Annotated in this window: 10 protein-coding genes; 6 read left to right on the top strand and 4 right to left on the bottom strand. The window is 65.7% G+C overall.

What is annotated here, in order from left to right; translation table 11 throughout:
* Positions 1 to 171: 171 nt before the first annotated feature.
* Together ABV518_RS05400 and ABV518_RS05395 are read left to right on the top strand one after the other, a co-directional pair.
* A complete protein-coding gene (locus ABV518_RS05400) occupies positions 172 to 1,707 on the top strand; it encodes a DUF4038 domain-containing protein (RefSeq protein ID WP_367765808.1) in 1,536 nt (511 codons plus the stop codon).
* An 11-nt stretch (positions 1,708 to 1,718) separates the two neighbouring features.
* Complete coding sequence (locus tag ABV518_RS05395; protein ID WP_367765807.1) at positions 1,719 to 4,667, top strand: glycoside hydrolase family 2 TIM barrel-domain containing protein; 2,949 nt, start codon at positions 1,719 to 1,721, stop codon at positions 4,665 to 4,667.
* Positions 4,668 to 4,677: 10 nt separating this feature from the next.
* Here the strand turns inward: ABV518_RS05395 and ABV518_RS05390 are convergent, their stop codons facing one another.
* From ABV518_RS05390 to ABV518_RS05380, 3 genes are read right to left on the bottom strand one after another with little or no spacing between them, the layout of a single operon-like run.
* The gene (locus ABV518_RS05390) at positions 4,678 to 5,979 is read right to left on the bottom strand and encodes a four-carbon acid sugar kinase family protein (protein ID WP_367765806.1); all 1,302 of its coding nucleotides are present in this window, start codon (positions 5,977 to 5,979) and stop codon (positions 4,678 to 4,680) included.
* Positions 5,972 to 7,288 (bottom strand): RuBisCO large subunit C-terminal-like domain-containing protein, encoded by a 1,317-nt coding sequence (locus tag ABV518_RS05385; protein WP_367765805.1) that lies wholly within the window; start codon positions 7,286 to 7,288, stop codon positions 5,972 to 5,974. The genes ABV518_RS05390 and ABV518_RS05385 overlap by 8 nt, the downstream gene beginning before the upstream one ends.
* A 5-nt stretch (positions 7,289 to 7,293) precedes the next feature.
* The gene (locus tag ABV518_RS05380) at positions 7,294 to 9,282 is read right to left on the bottom strand and encodes a glycoside hydrolase family 127 protein (RefSeq protein ID WP_367765804.1); all 1,989 of its coding nucleotides are present in this window, start codon (positions 9,280 to 9,282) and stop codon (positions 7,294 to 7,296) included.
* Positions 9,283 to 9,489: 207 nt separating this feature from the next.
* Here ABV518_RS05380 and ABV518_RS05375 point away from each other — a divergent pair, with 207 nt between their 5' ends.
* The 4 genes from ABV518_RS05375 to ABV518_RS05360 all read left to right on the top strand — a co-directional run bounded on the left by ABV518_RS05375 (position 9,490) and on the right by ABV518_RS05360 (position 13,365).
* On the top strand, positions 9,490 to 10,827 hold the full coding sequence (locus ABV518_RS05375; protein WP_367765802.1) for an ABC transporter substrate-binding protein: 1,338 nt from the start codon (positions 9,490 to 9,492) through the stop codon (positions 10,825 to 10,827).
* A 63-nt stretch (positions 10,828 to 10,890) separates the two neighbouring features.
* Positions 10,891 to 11,772, top strand: a complete 882-nt coding sequence (locus ABV518_RS05370; RefSeq protein ID WP_367765801.1) for a carbohydrate ABC transporter permease — start codon at positions 10,891 to 10,893, stop codon at positions 11,770 to 11,772.
* A 1-nt stretch (position 11,773) separates the two neighbouring features.
* Positions 11,774 to 12,685 (top strand): carbohydrate ABC transporter permease, encoded by a 912-nt coding sequence (locus ABV518_RS05365; protein WP_367765800.1) that lies wholly within the window; start codon positions 11,774 to 11,776, stop codon positions 12,683 to 12,685.
* A gap of 8 nt (positions 12,686 to 12,693) precedes the next feature.
* Positions 12,694 to 13,365 carry an aspartate/glutamate racemase family protein gene (locus tag ABV518_RS05360; protein WP_367765799.1) on the top strand — a complete coding sequence of 224 codons (672 nt, stop codon included), beginning with the start codon at positions 12,694 to 12,696 and terminating at the stop codon, positions 13,363 to 13,365.
* On the opposite strand, the gene ABV518_RS05355 is transcribed toward ABV518_RS05360, so the two are convergent.
* Positions 13,355 to 14,308 carry a sugar-binding transcriptional regulator gene (locus ABV518_RS05355; RefSeq protein WP_367765798.1) on the bottom strand — a complete coding sequence of 318 codons (954 nt, stop codon included), beginning with the start codon at positions 14,306 to 14,308 and terminating at the stop codon, positions 13,355 to 13,357. The genes ABV518_RS05360 and ABV518_RS05355 overlap by 11 nt on opposite strands.
* Positions 14,309 to 14,330: the final 22 nt, after the last annotated feature.

Below are 14,330 nucleotides of genomic sequence, written 5' to 3'. Positions count from 1 at the left end.
GGCCTGGGAAGTGGAACTGTGTCCGGGGTCCTCCTCATCATGGCGCAGTTCTTGACACGTTTCAAGAGTTTCGTTCTCGGAGCCTTGTTTCGTGGGATTATCTATTGATACGGTTCAATAGCTGCCCCTCTAACGTTCCCGAGCGCCGGCGCTCGCCTGAAAGGACTTTCCATGACGCACCCCCGCTACGCGGTGCTCGAGGTCGGGCTCACCGGACCGGAGGAACCCATTCCGGCGGATCAGGTTCCGTTCTGGGCCGTCTTTGAGCACGAATCCGGAGACATCAGGAGGGTGCCCGGGTTCTGGGACGGCGGCGACCGCTACTTGGCGCGCTTCGCCCCCGAACGTGAAGGCCGCTGGACCTGGACCACAACGTCGGAGGACGCCCGCCTTTCCGGTGTCACCGGCACGGTCAACGTGGTCCGCCCCGAACCGCCGGAGCATGGCCCGGTCAGGGTGGCCGGCACGTTCCATTTCGCCCACGCGGACGGCGCTCCGTTCCGCCCGGTCGGCGCCACTGTTTACAACTGGCTGCACCAGCCCAAGGAAAAGTTTGCGGCGACGGTCGACTCGGTCGCTGAAGCCGGCTTCAACAAGCTGCGCTTTATGGTCTTCCCGCAGGCGGGCGGCTATGTGGAGCATTTCCCCGAGCTGCTGCCCTTTGAACGCAGGGCCGACGGTCGCTACGACGTGACGCGCCCGGTGGTGGCGTTCTTCCGGCGGCTCGACGCCGCCGTCGTGCTCCTCCAGTCCCGCGGGATCCAGGCCGATGTCCTCATCTACAACGCCTATGACAACGGCCGCTTCGGCCTCGACGGACTCACCGAAGCCGAGGACGCCGCGTACCTGCGTTACCTAGTTGCCCGGCTCTCGGCCTATCCCAACATCTGGTGGTCCCTGTGCAACGAGTTCGACATCCTTGACCGCCCCACCGAGCGGTGGGATGCGGCCGGTGAACTGCTCGCCGCCCTGGATCCCCATGACCACCTGCGTTCCATCCATAACTGGGTCCGTTTTTACGACCACAACAAGCCGTGGGTCACGCACGCCTCGATCCAGCTCGGCCAGGCCACCGAGGACTTCGGCCGCGCTTCGCTGTTCCGCGACGCCTACCTCAAGCCGATCGTGCTCGACGAGATCAAGTACGAAGGCGATGTGCCCGAGCGCTGGGGGCACCTCACCGCCCGCGAACTGGTCCATCAGTTCTGGATTGCCACGGTGTCAGGTTGCTACGCCTCGCACGGTGAGAGCTTTGTGCTCGACGGCGGCAGCCTTCACATTGTCGAAGGTGGCCGCCTGCAGGGCGAGAGTCCGGAACGGCTGGGTTTCCTGCGGAGGTTGCTGGACGAGGTGGATGGCGAGGGTCTGAACCCCATCGACAACTGGTGGGACGAAGGGTTCGTCGCCGGCATTCCACGTCAGGTGTACTTCCAGTACCTTGGCCGGTCGGCTCCTGCGTCGTGGACGTTCCGGCTGCCGAATACGGGCCTGGGAATCCAGCTGGAGGTCGGGGACCGCTTCGAGGTTGACGTGATCGACACCTGGAACATGACCATCAAGACCGCTGACCAGGCCTTCGAACTGACTGACGTCCAGCGGAATGATGCCTTCGCCGCGGGGGCGGATCCTGTCCAGCTGCCTGGCGGCGAGGCGCTCGCCCTGCGCATCCGCCGAATCCGGCAATCCGCCGCAAACAACGCACACTGAACAGGACTGCCATGCGCCAATATTGGGAGGACCACGCCCCGGGATCCGGCCGCCGCGAGCCGCGTGCGGATGCGCTCAGTAATGCGCGCCGACTCAGCCTCAACGGAAGCTGGCGGTTCCGGCTTTCGCCGACTGCGGCTGGCACCGGCGACGGATTTATCAAGGCCAGGTTCGACGACACGGCCTGGGACACCATCCGTGTACCCTCCCACTGGGTCCTTGAACCGGTCACTCCGCTGGCCGGCGGACCAGCGCGGTCGCTGCTGGGGACCGACGAGGGGCCGCTCTATACCAACACGGCACTGCCCATGCCGCTGGACCCGCCGCGGGTGCCCACCGAAAACCCCACCGGCGACTACCGGCTTGTCTTCGACGTGGCTGAGGACTGGGGCAAGGCCATTCTTCGGTTCCAGGGTGTGGACTCCTGCGCGAAGGTCTGGCTGAACGGGCAGGAACTGGGCTTTTCCAACGGAAGCCGGTTGCCCTTCGAATTCGACGCCCCCGTTCTTCCGGGCGAGAACGTGCTCGCCGTGCGCGTCCACCGCTGGTCCTCAGGCACGTACCTGGAGGACCAGGACATGTGGTGGCTGCCCGGGATATTCAGGGACGTCGAGCTTCTCGAACGGCCGGCGGGTGCGATTGACGACTACTTTGTCCACGCCGGCTTCGACCACCGGACCGGCCAGGGCACCCTCCGGGTGGACGCCTCAACCCACGCCCGCGTTGAGATCCCGGAGCTGGGGATCAGCATGGCCGCCGGCGAAACCGCCGCCGTGCCCGTTCAACCGTGGAGCGCCGAATCGCCCCGGCTGTACCGGGGGACGCTCACGTCAGCGGGCGAGACGGTGGAGCTGAGGATAGGTTTCCGTACCGTGGAGATCTCCGACGGCGTGCTCCGCGTCAACGGCAGGCCGGTGTTCTTCCGCGGGGTGAACCGGCACGAACACCACCCGGACACGGGGCGCACGCTCGACCGGGAGACGATGGTGCGCGACATCGTGCTGATGAAGCAGCACAACATCAACGCCGTACGCACCAGCCACTACCCGCCCCACCCGGAGTTCATCCGGCTGTGCGACGAGTACGGCCTCTGGGTGGTGGAGGAATCCGACCTGGAGACGCACGGCTTTATCTACGCCGGCTGGGAGGGCAATCCGCCGGCGGACCCCCGCTGGCTGCGGGCCATGCTCGACCGCACCTGCCGCATGGTGGAGCGCGACAAGAACAGCCCCAGCGTCGTGGCCTGGTCCCTGGCAAACGAGAGCTGGATTGGCGAAAACTTCGACGCCGTGGAGGCCTGGATCCGGGACCGCGACCCGTCGCGTCCCCTCCACTACGAACGCGACCCGAGCTACCGCAACTCGGACTTCGCGTCGCTGATGTACCCATCCCTGGAGCTGTTGGAGCAGATAGGCCGGCGTGAGGATCCACGGCCTCAGGGAATCAACGACGACGACGATGCGCGCCGGCGCTCGCTGCCGTTCCTGCTCTGTGAGTACGCCCATGCGATGGGCAACGGTCCCGGCTCGCTCGCGGACTACCACCGCATCCTGAAGGCCCACGAGAGGTTCTGCGGCGGCTTTGTGTGGGAATGGATCGACCACGGTTTCACGCACCGGGATGCCGCCGGCCGCGAGTTCATCATGCACGGCTCTGACGTTGACTACCGACCGAACGGCGGCCGCTACTGCCTGGACGGACTGGTCTTTTCGGACCGCACACCGTCGCCCGGCCTGGCCGAACTGAAGAAAGTGCTCCAGCCGGTGGAGATTTCCGTTGGGGAGACGATCGTGATCCGCAACGACCACGACGCCGTCGGGCTCGACCATCTCACGTTCACATGGCGCCTTGAGCTCGATGGTGTCCCGCGCGGCAACGGCGTCCTTGCCGTCCCGGCCGTCGCCGCCGGGGAGAACGTCACGGTGCCATGCCCGGTTGCCCCGGGTGACGAACCGGGCGAGTGGTGGCTCACCATCGAAGCCGAACTCAAGGAAGACACCTCTTGGGCCCGGGCCGGGCACCTCGTGGCGTGGTCCCAGGGTGTCTTGGCCGTCCGTCCCAAGCAGCGGCGCGTGGAACCTTTGCGGGGGCCTGTGTCCGCACGGCATCATGTGTCGTCCGACGGCGGGCTGCGGCTCGGTGACGCTGTATTCGATTCGGTGTCCGGCCGGCTCATACGGCTGGGACGGCTGGAACTCGACGGTCCGCAGCTCGACGTGTACCGGGCCCCCACTGAGAACGACCGCGGGCAGGGCGGCAACAATAACCTCGCGGCGGTGTGGTCCGCCGTCGGTCTCGACCGGATGCAGCACCGCACCGACCGCATCGAGGCCGACGGCGACCGCCTCCGCGTAGCGGGGCGCTGCGCCGCGGCAACCCACCCGCATGCGATGGAGTACGTGTTTGACTGGACCGCCGACGGCTCCGGACTTCGGCTCCAGGTCTCGGTGGATTTCACCGGCCCGTGGGCGGACACGCCCTATCAGCACCGGGACATCGTCTTGCCGCGGCTGGGCTTGCGGCTTGGCTTGCCGGGCGCCTACGAGGAAGCGCGGTGGTTCGGACGTGGACCGGGGGAGTCATACGCGGATTCGCGGGAGGCCGCCGCCGTCGGGACATATGCGTCGAGTATTGACGCCCTGCAGGTTGGCTACCCGGTGCCCCAGGAAAACGGCAACCACGTGGAAACGCGCTGGCTGGAGATGTCAGGCACCGGGCTGCCCACCCTGCGGGTTGATGGTGAGCCGTTGTTCGACTTCACGGCACGGCGCTGGACCGGCGAGGCACTGGAACGCGCCCGGCACCCCCACGATCTGGCGGATTCCGGCCGGGTGTGGCTGAACATCGACCACGCACAGCTCGGGCTGGGATCAGCGGCGTGCGGGCCGTCCCTGCCTGAGGAATACCGGCTTCCGCGTGAAGCGGCCGCCTGGAGCATACGCTTCCAGGCCGGGAGCTGAAACGCCTGGCTCAGCTGATCGGCGCGACCCGCGGCCTGGCCTGGAGGGTCCGGACCAGCTCGAATAGGTCGACCGGACCCACCTGGCCGCCTTTGAGCAGCATTTCGGTGCCGTCCAGCCAGCTGGTCGGGGATGCAACCCGGCACAGGACCACGTTGCCCACCGGGTTCGCTGCGATCGACAGGGAACGGGCGCCGAGCTGCCGGAGGACGTGGCTGGACGTGTCCCCGCCGCAGACGATCACCCGGTTGTTGCCGCCCACCCGGAGCGCGGCTTCGACGACACCCGACAGGCGGGCCGAAAGCGCCTCCACCAGGCTGCCGCCGTCGCGCGGTTCTGCCGCATCGCCGGTGGTCACCACCACGCTCCGGCCGGCCGAAAGCTCAGCAATGACGCGGTCCTTCAGCGGACCATCATCCTGTGTGGACAAAGCGAGGACGGTCCAGCCCTGGCGGCGGGCGTCGTCGATCTGCCGCGACGTCTGGGGTGACTGGGAGCCCGAGACCGCAAGCACGGGCCCGTCCGCGTTCAGCTCATCGGCCATGTCCACCTGGGTCGTGTTGCCGTGGGAGAGGGCGGCCGCCAGGCCACGGCTGAACCCGCCGGAGCCGATCACGAACTGCGGTGCGTTCGATCGGGAGTTGGCCACCACGGCTTCTGCGACAAGTTCAATGTGCCCGTCCGTCATGGCATCCAGGACGGTTGCGGCCTCGGTCCGGAGCCTGAGGTTACGGGCGACGTTCGACGCGTCCGTGTATTCGGTGAGGTGCATGGAGCCGATGGGAAGGCGGGTCTGCAGCGAGAGATGCTTGGCGAGGTCGGACTCGCGCATCGGGGTGACCGGATGCTGTGACATCGTCGGCTGGCGGTCAAGGCGGTAGACCTGCCCCGCCTCTGCGGCGAAGTGATGGCCGAACGCGGTGTAGCGGCCGAAGTCAGGCTGCGCGAAAAGGGCGGGCACGGTGGCGGGACCGAACACGTCCCTGGCGATCTCGATGACCCGGCCAAGGCTTCCCACCCCCGGCGAGGAGTCAGCCGTTGAACATGCCTTGTACTGCACTATCTGCGGCCGGAGCGCCCTGAGCGCCTCGAGCACGGGCCGTACTTCCGGCTCGATCCGGCCTGTCGGCAAAGAGCGTGCCACGCCCGCCACGCCGACGGCGTCCACTTCCGCGGCGGCGGCCTGCAGCTCGGCACCGTCCGGGAGCCCCAGGAAAAGACGGCTTGTCCAGCCCGCGCGCCGGAGCTGCAGGAGCACGTCGACGCTGCCGGTGAAATCATCGCCGTAGAAGGCGATTCGGAGGTCATTCACGTGGCGCTCCGAAGGCTTCGGCGGCACGGCGGAACTCGGCTGAAGCGGCGAGGGCTGTCGCCATCTCTTCGCCGCGCCCGGCGGAATCCCACGCGGCACGCATACTCCTGACGCCGGCGGCCGGCCCGTCGGGGTGGCCGTGGATTCCGCCGCCCGCGAGAACCAGCAGGTCATCCGTGCCGGTGGCCGCATAGGTTGCGTGGGCGAGGCCCGCCCACTGTCCGGACGATAGTACAGGCAGCGTGGGCGTCTGTCCGAGAAGGGGTTCCCGCACCGCCGCGATGGAGTCGAGCACTTCGCCGTCGTTCTCGTAGAACTTGTTGCTGATGCCGTTAGTATGCAGGTGGTCCACCCCCGACAGCCGGGCCAGCTTCTGCCAGGCCCGGAACGAGAACCCCAGCTGGTCCGACCGGCTGATGGCGCCAAACATCGCCCGGTGCCCGTGGATGGGTACCGCAGCGTGGCGGCGCAGGAATTCCACTCCGGACAGGCCGATCATGTTGATGCAGGCCATCACGCACGTGCCGCCGGCCTCGACCACCAGGTCGTGGTTCGCTTCCAGGCGGCCGATGTCGTCCGTGATGTTGAAGGCATACATCGGCATCACGCCGGTGCGGTCGGCGTGGCGCTTCAGCACCGGCATCACTGCGCGCACGCGCGCGGCCAGGGGGGCGGAAGGGCCATTGCCCTGCAGTTCGTCGTCCTTCATGAAGTCGACGCCGGCACTGGCGAGTTCGGCGGCCACCTCGGCCAGCTCCTCGGGGGTCAGCCCGATGCTCGGCTTGATGATCGTCCCGATCAGGGCGCCGGAGGGGCGCGACATCAGCCGCCGGGTTCCTTCAACGCCGAAGGCCGGTCCGGGGTAGCGCTCGGCGAAGGCCTCGGGGAGGTCAAGGTCCATGAGCTTGATCGCTGCCAGTTCCTTGATCTCGAACAGGTTGCCGGCGACGGCGGCCTGCAGGTTGGGCAGGGAGGGGCCGAAGTTCGACAGCGGGAACCGGAGCCGCACCCTGGCGCGGCGGCGGTTGGCCGGGTCGCCGACGGCGCCTGGCAGCGGCGACGAACCGGTCAGCGGGATCTCCTCGAGGTCCACCACCTGGGCCGCGAACCGGGAACGCAGCTCGTCGGACTCCCGTGCCACCCTGATGAACGTGCCGGTGGACTGCTCGCCGGCCAGTACTTCGGCTGCGTGCCGGAGGTCGCGGGAGGTCTCGATGTGATAGGTCGCAACAACGTGCTGGGATTTCGCGTCGGCCCGGGCTGTGGCGGACGGATCCGTGGCGAGGCCGGGGGTAACTGTGGGGGTCATTTTCATCACCATGCCAGCGGGAGCCAGACGGACATTTCGGACGCCCCGCGGTTGCCCCACGTGAAGTACGGAATCAGCCGCACTGGTGCCGTGACGAGTTCGGCGTCGCCGACTTCGGTATACAGTCCCTGGCTTTCCGTAAGTGGCAGGACCACTGCCTCGCAGTCGAGTGCCATGATCCGGCGGCCCTCGATGTCAGTCTCCACGGGAGTGAATGTCGTGCCGCGGCGCAGTGCGATCTGCTCCAGCCGCACTCCTGCCGGCAGGTCCTGGCTTTCCAGGCAGTAGGTGACCGGACCCCGGGTCACCGCAACCTGGTTGGTGATTTCCTCGGCCAGACGGTGTCCGCGCACCATTTTGACCGGCATCGGCAGTGCCAGGGTGATCGTGTCGCCTGCTTGCCACTCGCGGTCGATCGTTGCATACGTTCCGGGTTCGCCGGCTGCCGCCGGTTCACCGTTGACGGTGATGGCCGCGCCTTCGCTCCAGCCCGGGATCCGCAGTTTCAGCGGGATGCCGCCGCCGGTCACGGAGGTGACGGTGAAGTCGACGCGCTCCCCCCAGGGCTGCTTGGAGACTTCCCGAAGTCCGATTCCCCGGCCTTCATGCTCCACATGGACGTCGGCGCTGCCGTAGAGATGAACCCACAGGCCTTCAGCGGAGGTTGACATGGCGCGCTCGTGGAACTGCGCCAGGGTGCGGGCGATATTGGGCGGGCAGCAGAAGCAGCTCATGTATTCCGCGCGAAGTCGTGAGTCGGAGGCCGGCGGTTCCGGCACCGGCCGCAGGGCGGTTTCACCGGGCATCCGGAGCGGGAACGGCAGCTCGCGGACCTGCCGGAGCGGGTTGGTGTAGAAGTAGCGTGTGCCGTCGAGGCTGATGCTGGCCAGCAGGCTGTTGTAGGCGATGCGCTCGATCACGTCGGCGTACGCCGCGTCGCCGGTGAGGGCCAGCATCCGCTCACTCCAGAGGATCATGCCGATGTTCGCGCAGGACTCGTTGTGGGCAGTGGTGTTCGGCAGCTGGAAGGGGCGGCCGTAGGCCTGGTGCACCCGGCTGATCTGGCTCTGCTCCGGGTTGCCGTCCGGGGACGCTCCGTCGTACAGCGCACCGCAGCCGCCGGTGATGTAGAGCTTGGTGTCGACGACGTCCCGCCACAGGCGTTCGAGCACTTCGGTGAGCTCCGGGTCGCCGGTCTCGGCCACCAGGTCCGCCAGTCCGGCGTACAGGTAGTTGGCGCGGACAGCGTGGCCGGCCACTACCTTTTGTTCGCGGACCGGGATGCGGTCCTGGTTGTCGTCGCCGCCCGCAAATCCGTCCCGCACTGCGACGAACGTCTCCGCCAGGCGAAGGTAGCGTTCGTTGCCGGTGGCGCGGTAGAGCTCAATGACAGCCATGTAGTGCGACGGGCAGATCGCGCTGCGTGCGAGCTGGTCGGTGTGGTTGGTGGCCAGGTTCTCAAGGAAGCCCGCGGCGCGCTCGGCCGCGTCCAGCAGGACCGTTTCGCCTGTCACCCGGTGGTGGCGCACGCCGGCGGTGATGAGGTGGCCGAGGTTGTACGTCTCGAAGTTGAACCGGTCGGCGAGGGCCTGGGCCTGCTCGTGGTTGCGTTCGGCGATACGTGTTGGCGTGTGGAGGTAGCCGTCTTCGCGCTGGACAGAGGCGATCTTCGCCGCGATGGCATTGATGCTGGCCTCAAGGGCGGCGTCGGGCGAGGTCTCGAGGAGGCTGATGGCCGCCTCGAGCCACTTGTAGAGGTCGCCGTCGAGGAACGGTGGGCCTTCGTGCTGGCCCTCGGCGTCGCCGGCCGCGATGAGGAAGTTCCGCCAGCCCGGGCTTACGGCCGGGTCGCTGAGTGAGGCCCACATGCCCGGCACAGTCGCTGTACGCGTGCGCTCGAGTTCATCACCCCAGAAGCCGCCTGCCCAAACGACGTTCGCTGCGTCGAGCGCGGTGAGCGGCGCATGGTGCCGCTTCGCTGTAGTGCTTTTCATGGTGTCGTCCTCGTCGTCGATTACCTCGTCAGGCTGCTGCCTGGACTCAATATTGATTATTCTCTCAAACTCGAATGAATATTCACAAGGGGCGAATAATGTGATACGCTCAACACGAACGAGGGGCTGAATAATCTCTCACTCCTGATTGAAAACGCATCAGTCAGAGGTCGCTGTCACCGAATGACAGCCGTCAAGGAGGACGTCATGAAAGCAATCCGCAGTCGTCGGGTAATGGTGGCCACGGCCGTCGCACTCGCGCTCACTCCGCTCTCTGCCTGTGGCGGATCACCACAGGGTGCCGGCAGCACGGCCGGCAGCACGGGCGGACCCACCGGGACCGATCCCAGCAGCTTCACCATCCTGACGGCGAACGAAAACAAAGCCCTCCCGGCTACCCTTGATGCCCTGGCCAAGGGCGCCTGTTCGGCAGAGAACGCGGCACTCCCGATTGAACACCAGAAGGTCGCCCAGGCCGACGTCGTACAGAAGGTCACGCTCCTTGCCGGCCAGGGTGCGCTGCCCGCACACTTCATCGCGGGCACTGCCATGGTCCGCCCTGACGGCGACCTCGGCAAGGGAGGCCTCGTGCTGGACTACAAGGAAGCCTTGGACAAGCTGGGCGCAGGAGACCAACTCCTGCCCGCGGCTGCCGCCACCGTGGAGAACGTCTACGGAGGCATGGTTTCCCTGCCGTACCAGTACAACATCGAGGGAATCTGGTACAACAAGCAGATCTTCGCCGCCAACGGCATCGAAGAACCCAAGACTTGGGACGAGCTGACGGCAGCGAACGCTAAGCTCGCCCAGGCAGGTGTGATGCCGATGACCCAGGCGGGGAAATCGGGGTGGCCCCTCACCCGGCTCATGGGCATGTATATTTTCCGCAACGTGGGCCCGGATGCGATGAAGGATGTCCGGGATGGCAAGGCCAAGCTGACCGACCCCAAGTACGTGGCGGGCGCCAAGGCCCTGGCCGATCTTGCTTCCTCCGGCGCACTGGGAGAGGGCTTCTCAACCCGCGACGCCGACACGTCCACGAACCTTTTCCTCACCGGCAAGGCAGCCATGACCTATGACGGCAGCTGGTTGCTCAGCTCCATCAACGATCCCACGCGCAACACCATCGGCGACACCAACATCGGCTTTATGGCCTTCCCGGCAGTCAAGGGCGGTTCCGGCAGCATTGACCAGTTCGCGGCGAACGCGGGCGCTGTGATGGCCATGTCACCCAAGCAGTTCGGGCCGAAGGTCGGCGAATGGCTGAAGTGCATTTCGGAGAACTACGGCGCCCAGGCGCTGAAGGACTCCGGCACTATCTCGGGGTTCAAGGTCAACGAGGATGTCAAGGAACTGCCCGTCATGACCTCCCAGATCCAGGAGAAGATCACCGGGCTCAAGGATCCCGTGCTCTGGTTCGAAGCCCTGCTGGATCCGAAGAGCAACTCGCTGGCCTCGACCAACGTCTCCCTGCTCACCACCGGCCAGATGTCGGCCGAGGACTACATGAGCGCCCTTCAGAAGAGCGTTGACGCAGCCCGCTGATTCGGTTTGGCCCGGCCGCCCGCTCAGGGTGGCCGGGCCTTCTGCCGACGAAAGGTTTGAACTATGAACTCGGTGTTCGGAGACCGCAAGACGATCATCATCCTCTTGGCTCCCGCCCTCCTGCTGTACACCCTGCTGAAGATTGGGCCCGTTGCCTGGTCCCTGGGCCTTTCCTTCTTTGAGGGAAACACCCTTCGCGGCTTCGAGTTTGTTGGAGTCGACAACTTCACCAAGTTCTTCACGGACGAGGCGGCCCTGCAGTCCCTGGGGGTCAGCGTGTTCTTCGCGATTGTCGCCACTGTGGGCCAGATCCTGCTCGGTTACATGCTGGCACTCCTCTACGTCTTTGTCCTGCGCAAAGGTTCATCGCTGCTTCGCACGATCGTCTTTTTCCCAGCGATCCTGCCAACGGTCGCCGTCGCCCTGCTGTTCCGCAGCTTTGTCGCCGTGGGAGATAACCAAGGCCCCGTCAACGACCTCATAAATTTCTTTGGTGGGGAAAGCGTGGAGTTCCTCGCCACCACCTCGGGCACCATGGCCACCGCCCTGGCCATGACGCTGTGGGGTTCCATGGGCTTCTACGCCATTCTGCTCTACGCGGGCCTCCTCGACATTCCCGACGAGATTCTCGAATCGGCGAAGCTCGATGGCGCCAACGGGCTCAAGCTGGTGCGGCATATCGTGGTGCCGCTGTCATTGCCCATTCTGCTGTCCTCGATCATCTTCAGCCTCAACGCGACGCTGAAGGTCTTCGACAGCCTGCTTGCACTCAACAACGGCGGCCCCGGAACCTCCACCGCCCCGCTGACCCTTTACATGTACCGGACAGCATTCGAGTACGCGGAGTATGGCTATGGCAGCACCATAGCCCTGGTCCTGACGCTCCTGTGCCTGATCTTCACTCTCGCGATTTTCCGATCGTCCCAACGCAAGACGGAGGATTGAGATGACCGTCCAGCCACAGCTTGAAAACCCTCCTGCCACGGAGCTGCAGCGTTCGGAACAACCCCTCCGCAACCGCCGTCGTGCCCGCCGTGCCCTTAGGCGCCTTCCGGTGTGGATCATCGTCACCATAGTGGTGGTTGTGGTGCTTTACCCGCAGGTCTGGATGGTCCTTGGTTCGTTCAAAACGCAGTCCGAGTTCCTGTCCAACCCGGCGTTGTCGCTGCCCGAAAACTGGATCTTCGACAACTACACCACCGCCCTGAACAACGGCAACGTGTCGCGGAACTACCTCAACAGCATCCTGGTGACGATTCCGTCGGTAGCGCTCATTGTGCTGATCGGCGTGGCGGCAGGCTACGCGCTGGAGGTACTGGTCTGGAAGGGCCGGAAGGGCACGCTCCTTTACATCCTTGCGGGCATTATGGTTCCCGGGCAGATGATCCTGGTGCCGCTGTTCACGGTGTACTTCCGGGCGGGTCTGACGGACTCGCTCTGGCCGCTCATCATCACCTACACGGTGATGGGCCTGCCGCTCACCACCTTCCTGATGGCCGCCTATTTCCGGTCCATCCCGCGTGAGATTTTCGAGGCCGCGACTGTCGACGGTTCCAGCCCGCTGCGCTCGTTCTTTGTGATCGGCCTGCCGATGATGCGCAACTCGATCCTGACCATCGGCCTGGTCCAGTTCTTTAGCGTCTGGAATGACCTGCTCATCGCACTGACCTTCACCACCAGGCCGGATCTCGCCACTATCCAGGTGGGACTGCTGAGCCTCAGCGATCAGTACGGTTCGACCCAGTATGGGCCGCTTTTTGCGGCCGTGAGCATCAACATCGTGGTGTTGTTGATTGTGTTTGTGTTCCTCAACAAGAAGATCATGGCCGGCATGGCCGCCGGTTCAGTGAAGGGATAGGCAACCGAATGAGCGAGACCCCCAGGATTGCCCTGCTGCACACGGGCGCGGTGGTGATTGGCCCCGTCATGGAGCTGATCAAGCGGGAACTGCCCGGCGTCACGGCAATCAACTACCTGGACGACCGCATTGTGGCCGACCTGGGTGATCCTGATGTGTCCGAATCCGTGCCGCGACGTGTCGCGGGACTCGCCAGGGCGGCTGCCGATGCCGGTGCCGAGGTCATCATGCTGACCTGCTCCTCCATCTCGGAGCTGGCAGCGACCATCTCGGCCGAGGTGGGCATTCCCATCCTCCGCATTGATGAGGCCATGGCCGACGAAGCGGTGGCCAAAGGGTCAAGGATCACTGTGCTGGCTACCCTGCCGACGACGTGCGGGCCCACCTCGCGGCTCATCGCCGAGCGGGCCCGGGTGGCCGGGCTCACGCCCACCATCCGGAGTGTAGTGGTAGAGGGCGCCTTTACGGCTGTCGCTTCCGGTGACCGTCCGAGCCACGACCTCAAGGTGGCGGCGGCTATCCGGAATGCTGCGGAGGATTCAGACGTCGTGGTCCTGGCCCAGGCATCAATGGCAAGTGCCGCCGAAGGCTGCGACGTGGCGGTCCCGGTGCTGACAAGCCTGGAGTCCGGCGTCAAGCGCCTGCACGAGCTCCTCGCCTCCCTCCCCGCTAAGCGGTGAGCTCCGGGCTTTCGGTTCCAGCGCCGCTGGTCTCTTCGCCGGCCAGTGCCTCGGCGGTGTGGATGTCGGTGATGAGGACGTTGACCCACCCGCCGGCCAGGGCTCCGCGAATCGGTTCTCGCTTTCGCAGGCCACCGGCGATGCCAATGCGGCGGGGGATGGACAGGAAGTTTTCCACCGGGATCGAGATGGTGCGGGCAGCAAGGTCACCCGTGACCGCCGTCCCGTCTGCGGTGAAAACGTGGTGACATATATCGCCGACCGCCCCTTCAGCCAGCAGCCGTTCGCGGTCACCCGGGGAGAATGCGTTTCCGCTTTCAGCCAGCAGGTTGGACGGTTCGATGCTGCCGATGCCCACAATAGCCATGGTGAGTTCATTCCAACGCCGCGCCACCTCGGTGAGCGCGGCTTCCTGCAGGAGGCTATCCCTGATGGCGCGGTCGGCCACCACGCCGGGCGCGGGAACGTAAACCGGCTCCGCCCCGAGCATCCGCGCAAACTCGCCGACGAGCCGCTGGGCCATGTTTTGCACTTCGGGGGTGCCGATGCCGCCAAGAAGCTGGACAACCTGGGTGGCACCGCCAACGTTGAATGGCCGCATGCGGTCCACGAGGGCCAACAGTGTCTGGCTCCACGAGGAGATGCCGATCCGGTCCCCACCGCCGAGGGTGGCCTCGAGGTAGCTGCCAGCCGCCGCACCGAGCGCAGAATGGACAGCCCGTTCGTCGTCGTCGCTCTCGATATCAACGACGACAGCTTCCAGCAGTCCGAACTTCGCCTCCAGCCGCTCCTCGAGATCCGAGTAAACGCCGGGGGAGACCATCACAGTGGTGCGGACGATTCCTTGGGTGACCGCGCGCTTCAGCAGGCGGGAGACCTTGGCTTGGGAAATGTTCAGCGCGGTGGCGATGTCCGCCTGGCGGATTCCGCGCTCATGGTACATGCGCGCCACCTTCGTGAGGAGG

Source organism: Arthrobacter sp. HS15c, from assembly GCF_040812005.1.
Classification (GTDB): domain Bacteria; phylum Actinomycetota; class Actinomycetes; order Actinomycetales; family Micrococcaceae; genus Arthrobacter.
This window is presented reverse-complemented; position numbering and strand designations above follow the sequence as displayed.

Bases quoted from the DNA above. Each gene is read 5' to 3' on its own strand.
- ABV518_RS05400 (WP_367765808.1), top strand. From the start codon at position 172: ATGACGCACCCCCGCTACGCGGTGCTCGAGGTCGGGCTCACCGGACCG.
- ABV518_RS05395 (WP_367765807.1), top strand. From the start codon at position 1,719: ATGCGCCAATATTGGGAGGACCACGCCCCGGGATCCGGCCGCCGCGAG.
- ABV518_RS05385 (WP_367765805.1), bottom strand. From the start codon at position 7,288: ATGACCCCCACAGTTACCCCCGGCCTCGCCACGGATCCGTCCGCCACA.
- ABV518_RS05380 (WP_367765804.1), bottom strand. From the start codon at position 9,282: ATGAAAAGCACTACAGCGAAGCGGCACCATGCGCCGCTCACCGCGCTC.
- ABV518_RS05375 (WP_367765802.1), top strand. From the start codon at position 9,490: ATGAAAGCAATCCGCAGTCGTCGGGTAATGGTGGCCACGGCCGTCGCA.
- ABV518_RS05370 (WP_367765801.1), top strand. From the start codon at position 10,891: ATGAACTCGGTGTTCGGAGACCGCAAGACGATCATCATCCTCTTGGCT.
- ABV518_RS05365 (WP_367765800.1), top strand. From the start codon at position 11,774: ATGACCGTCCAGCCACAGCTTGAAAACCCTCCTGCCACGGAGCTGCAG.
- ABV518_RS05360 (WP_367765799.1), top strand. From the start codon at position 12,694: ATGAGCGAGACCCCCAGGATTGCCCTGCTGCACACGGGCGCGGTGGTG.
- ABV518_RS05355 (WP_367765798.1), bottom strand. From the start codon at position 14,308: ATGTACCATGAGCGCGGAATCCGCCAGGCGGACATCGCCACCGCGCTG.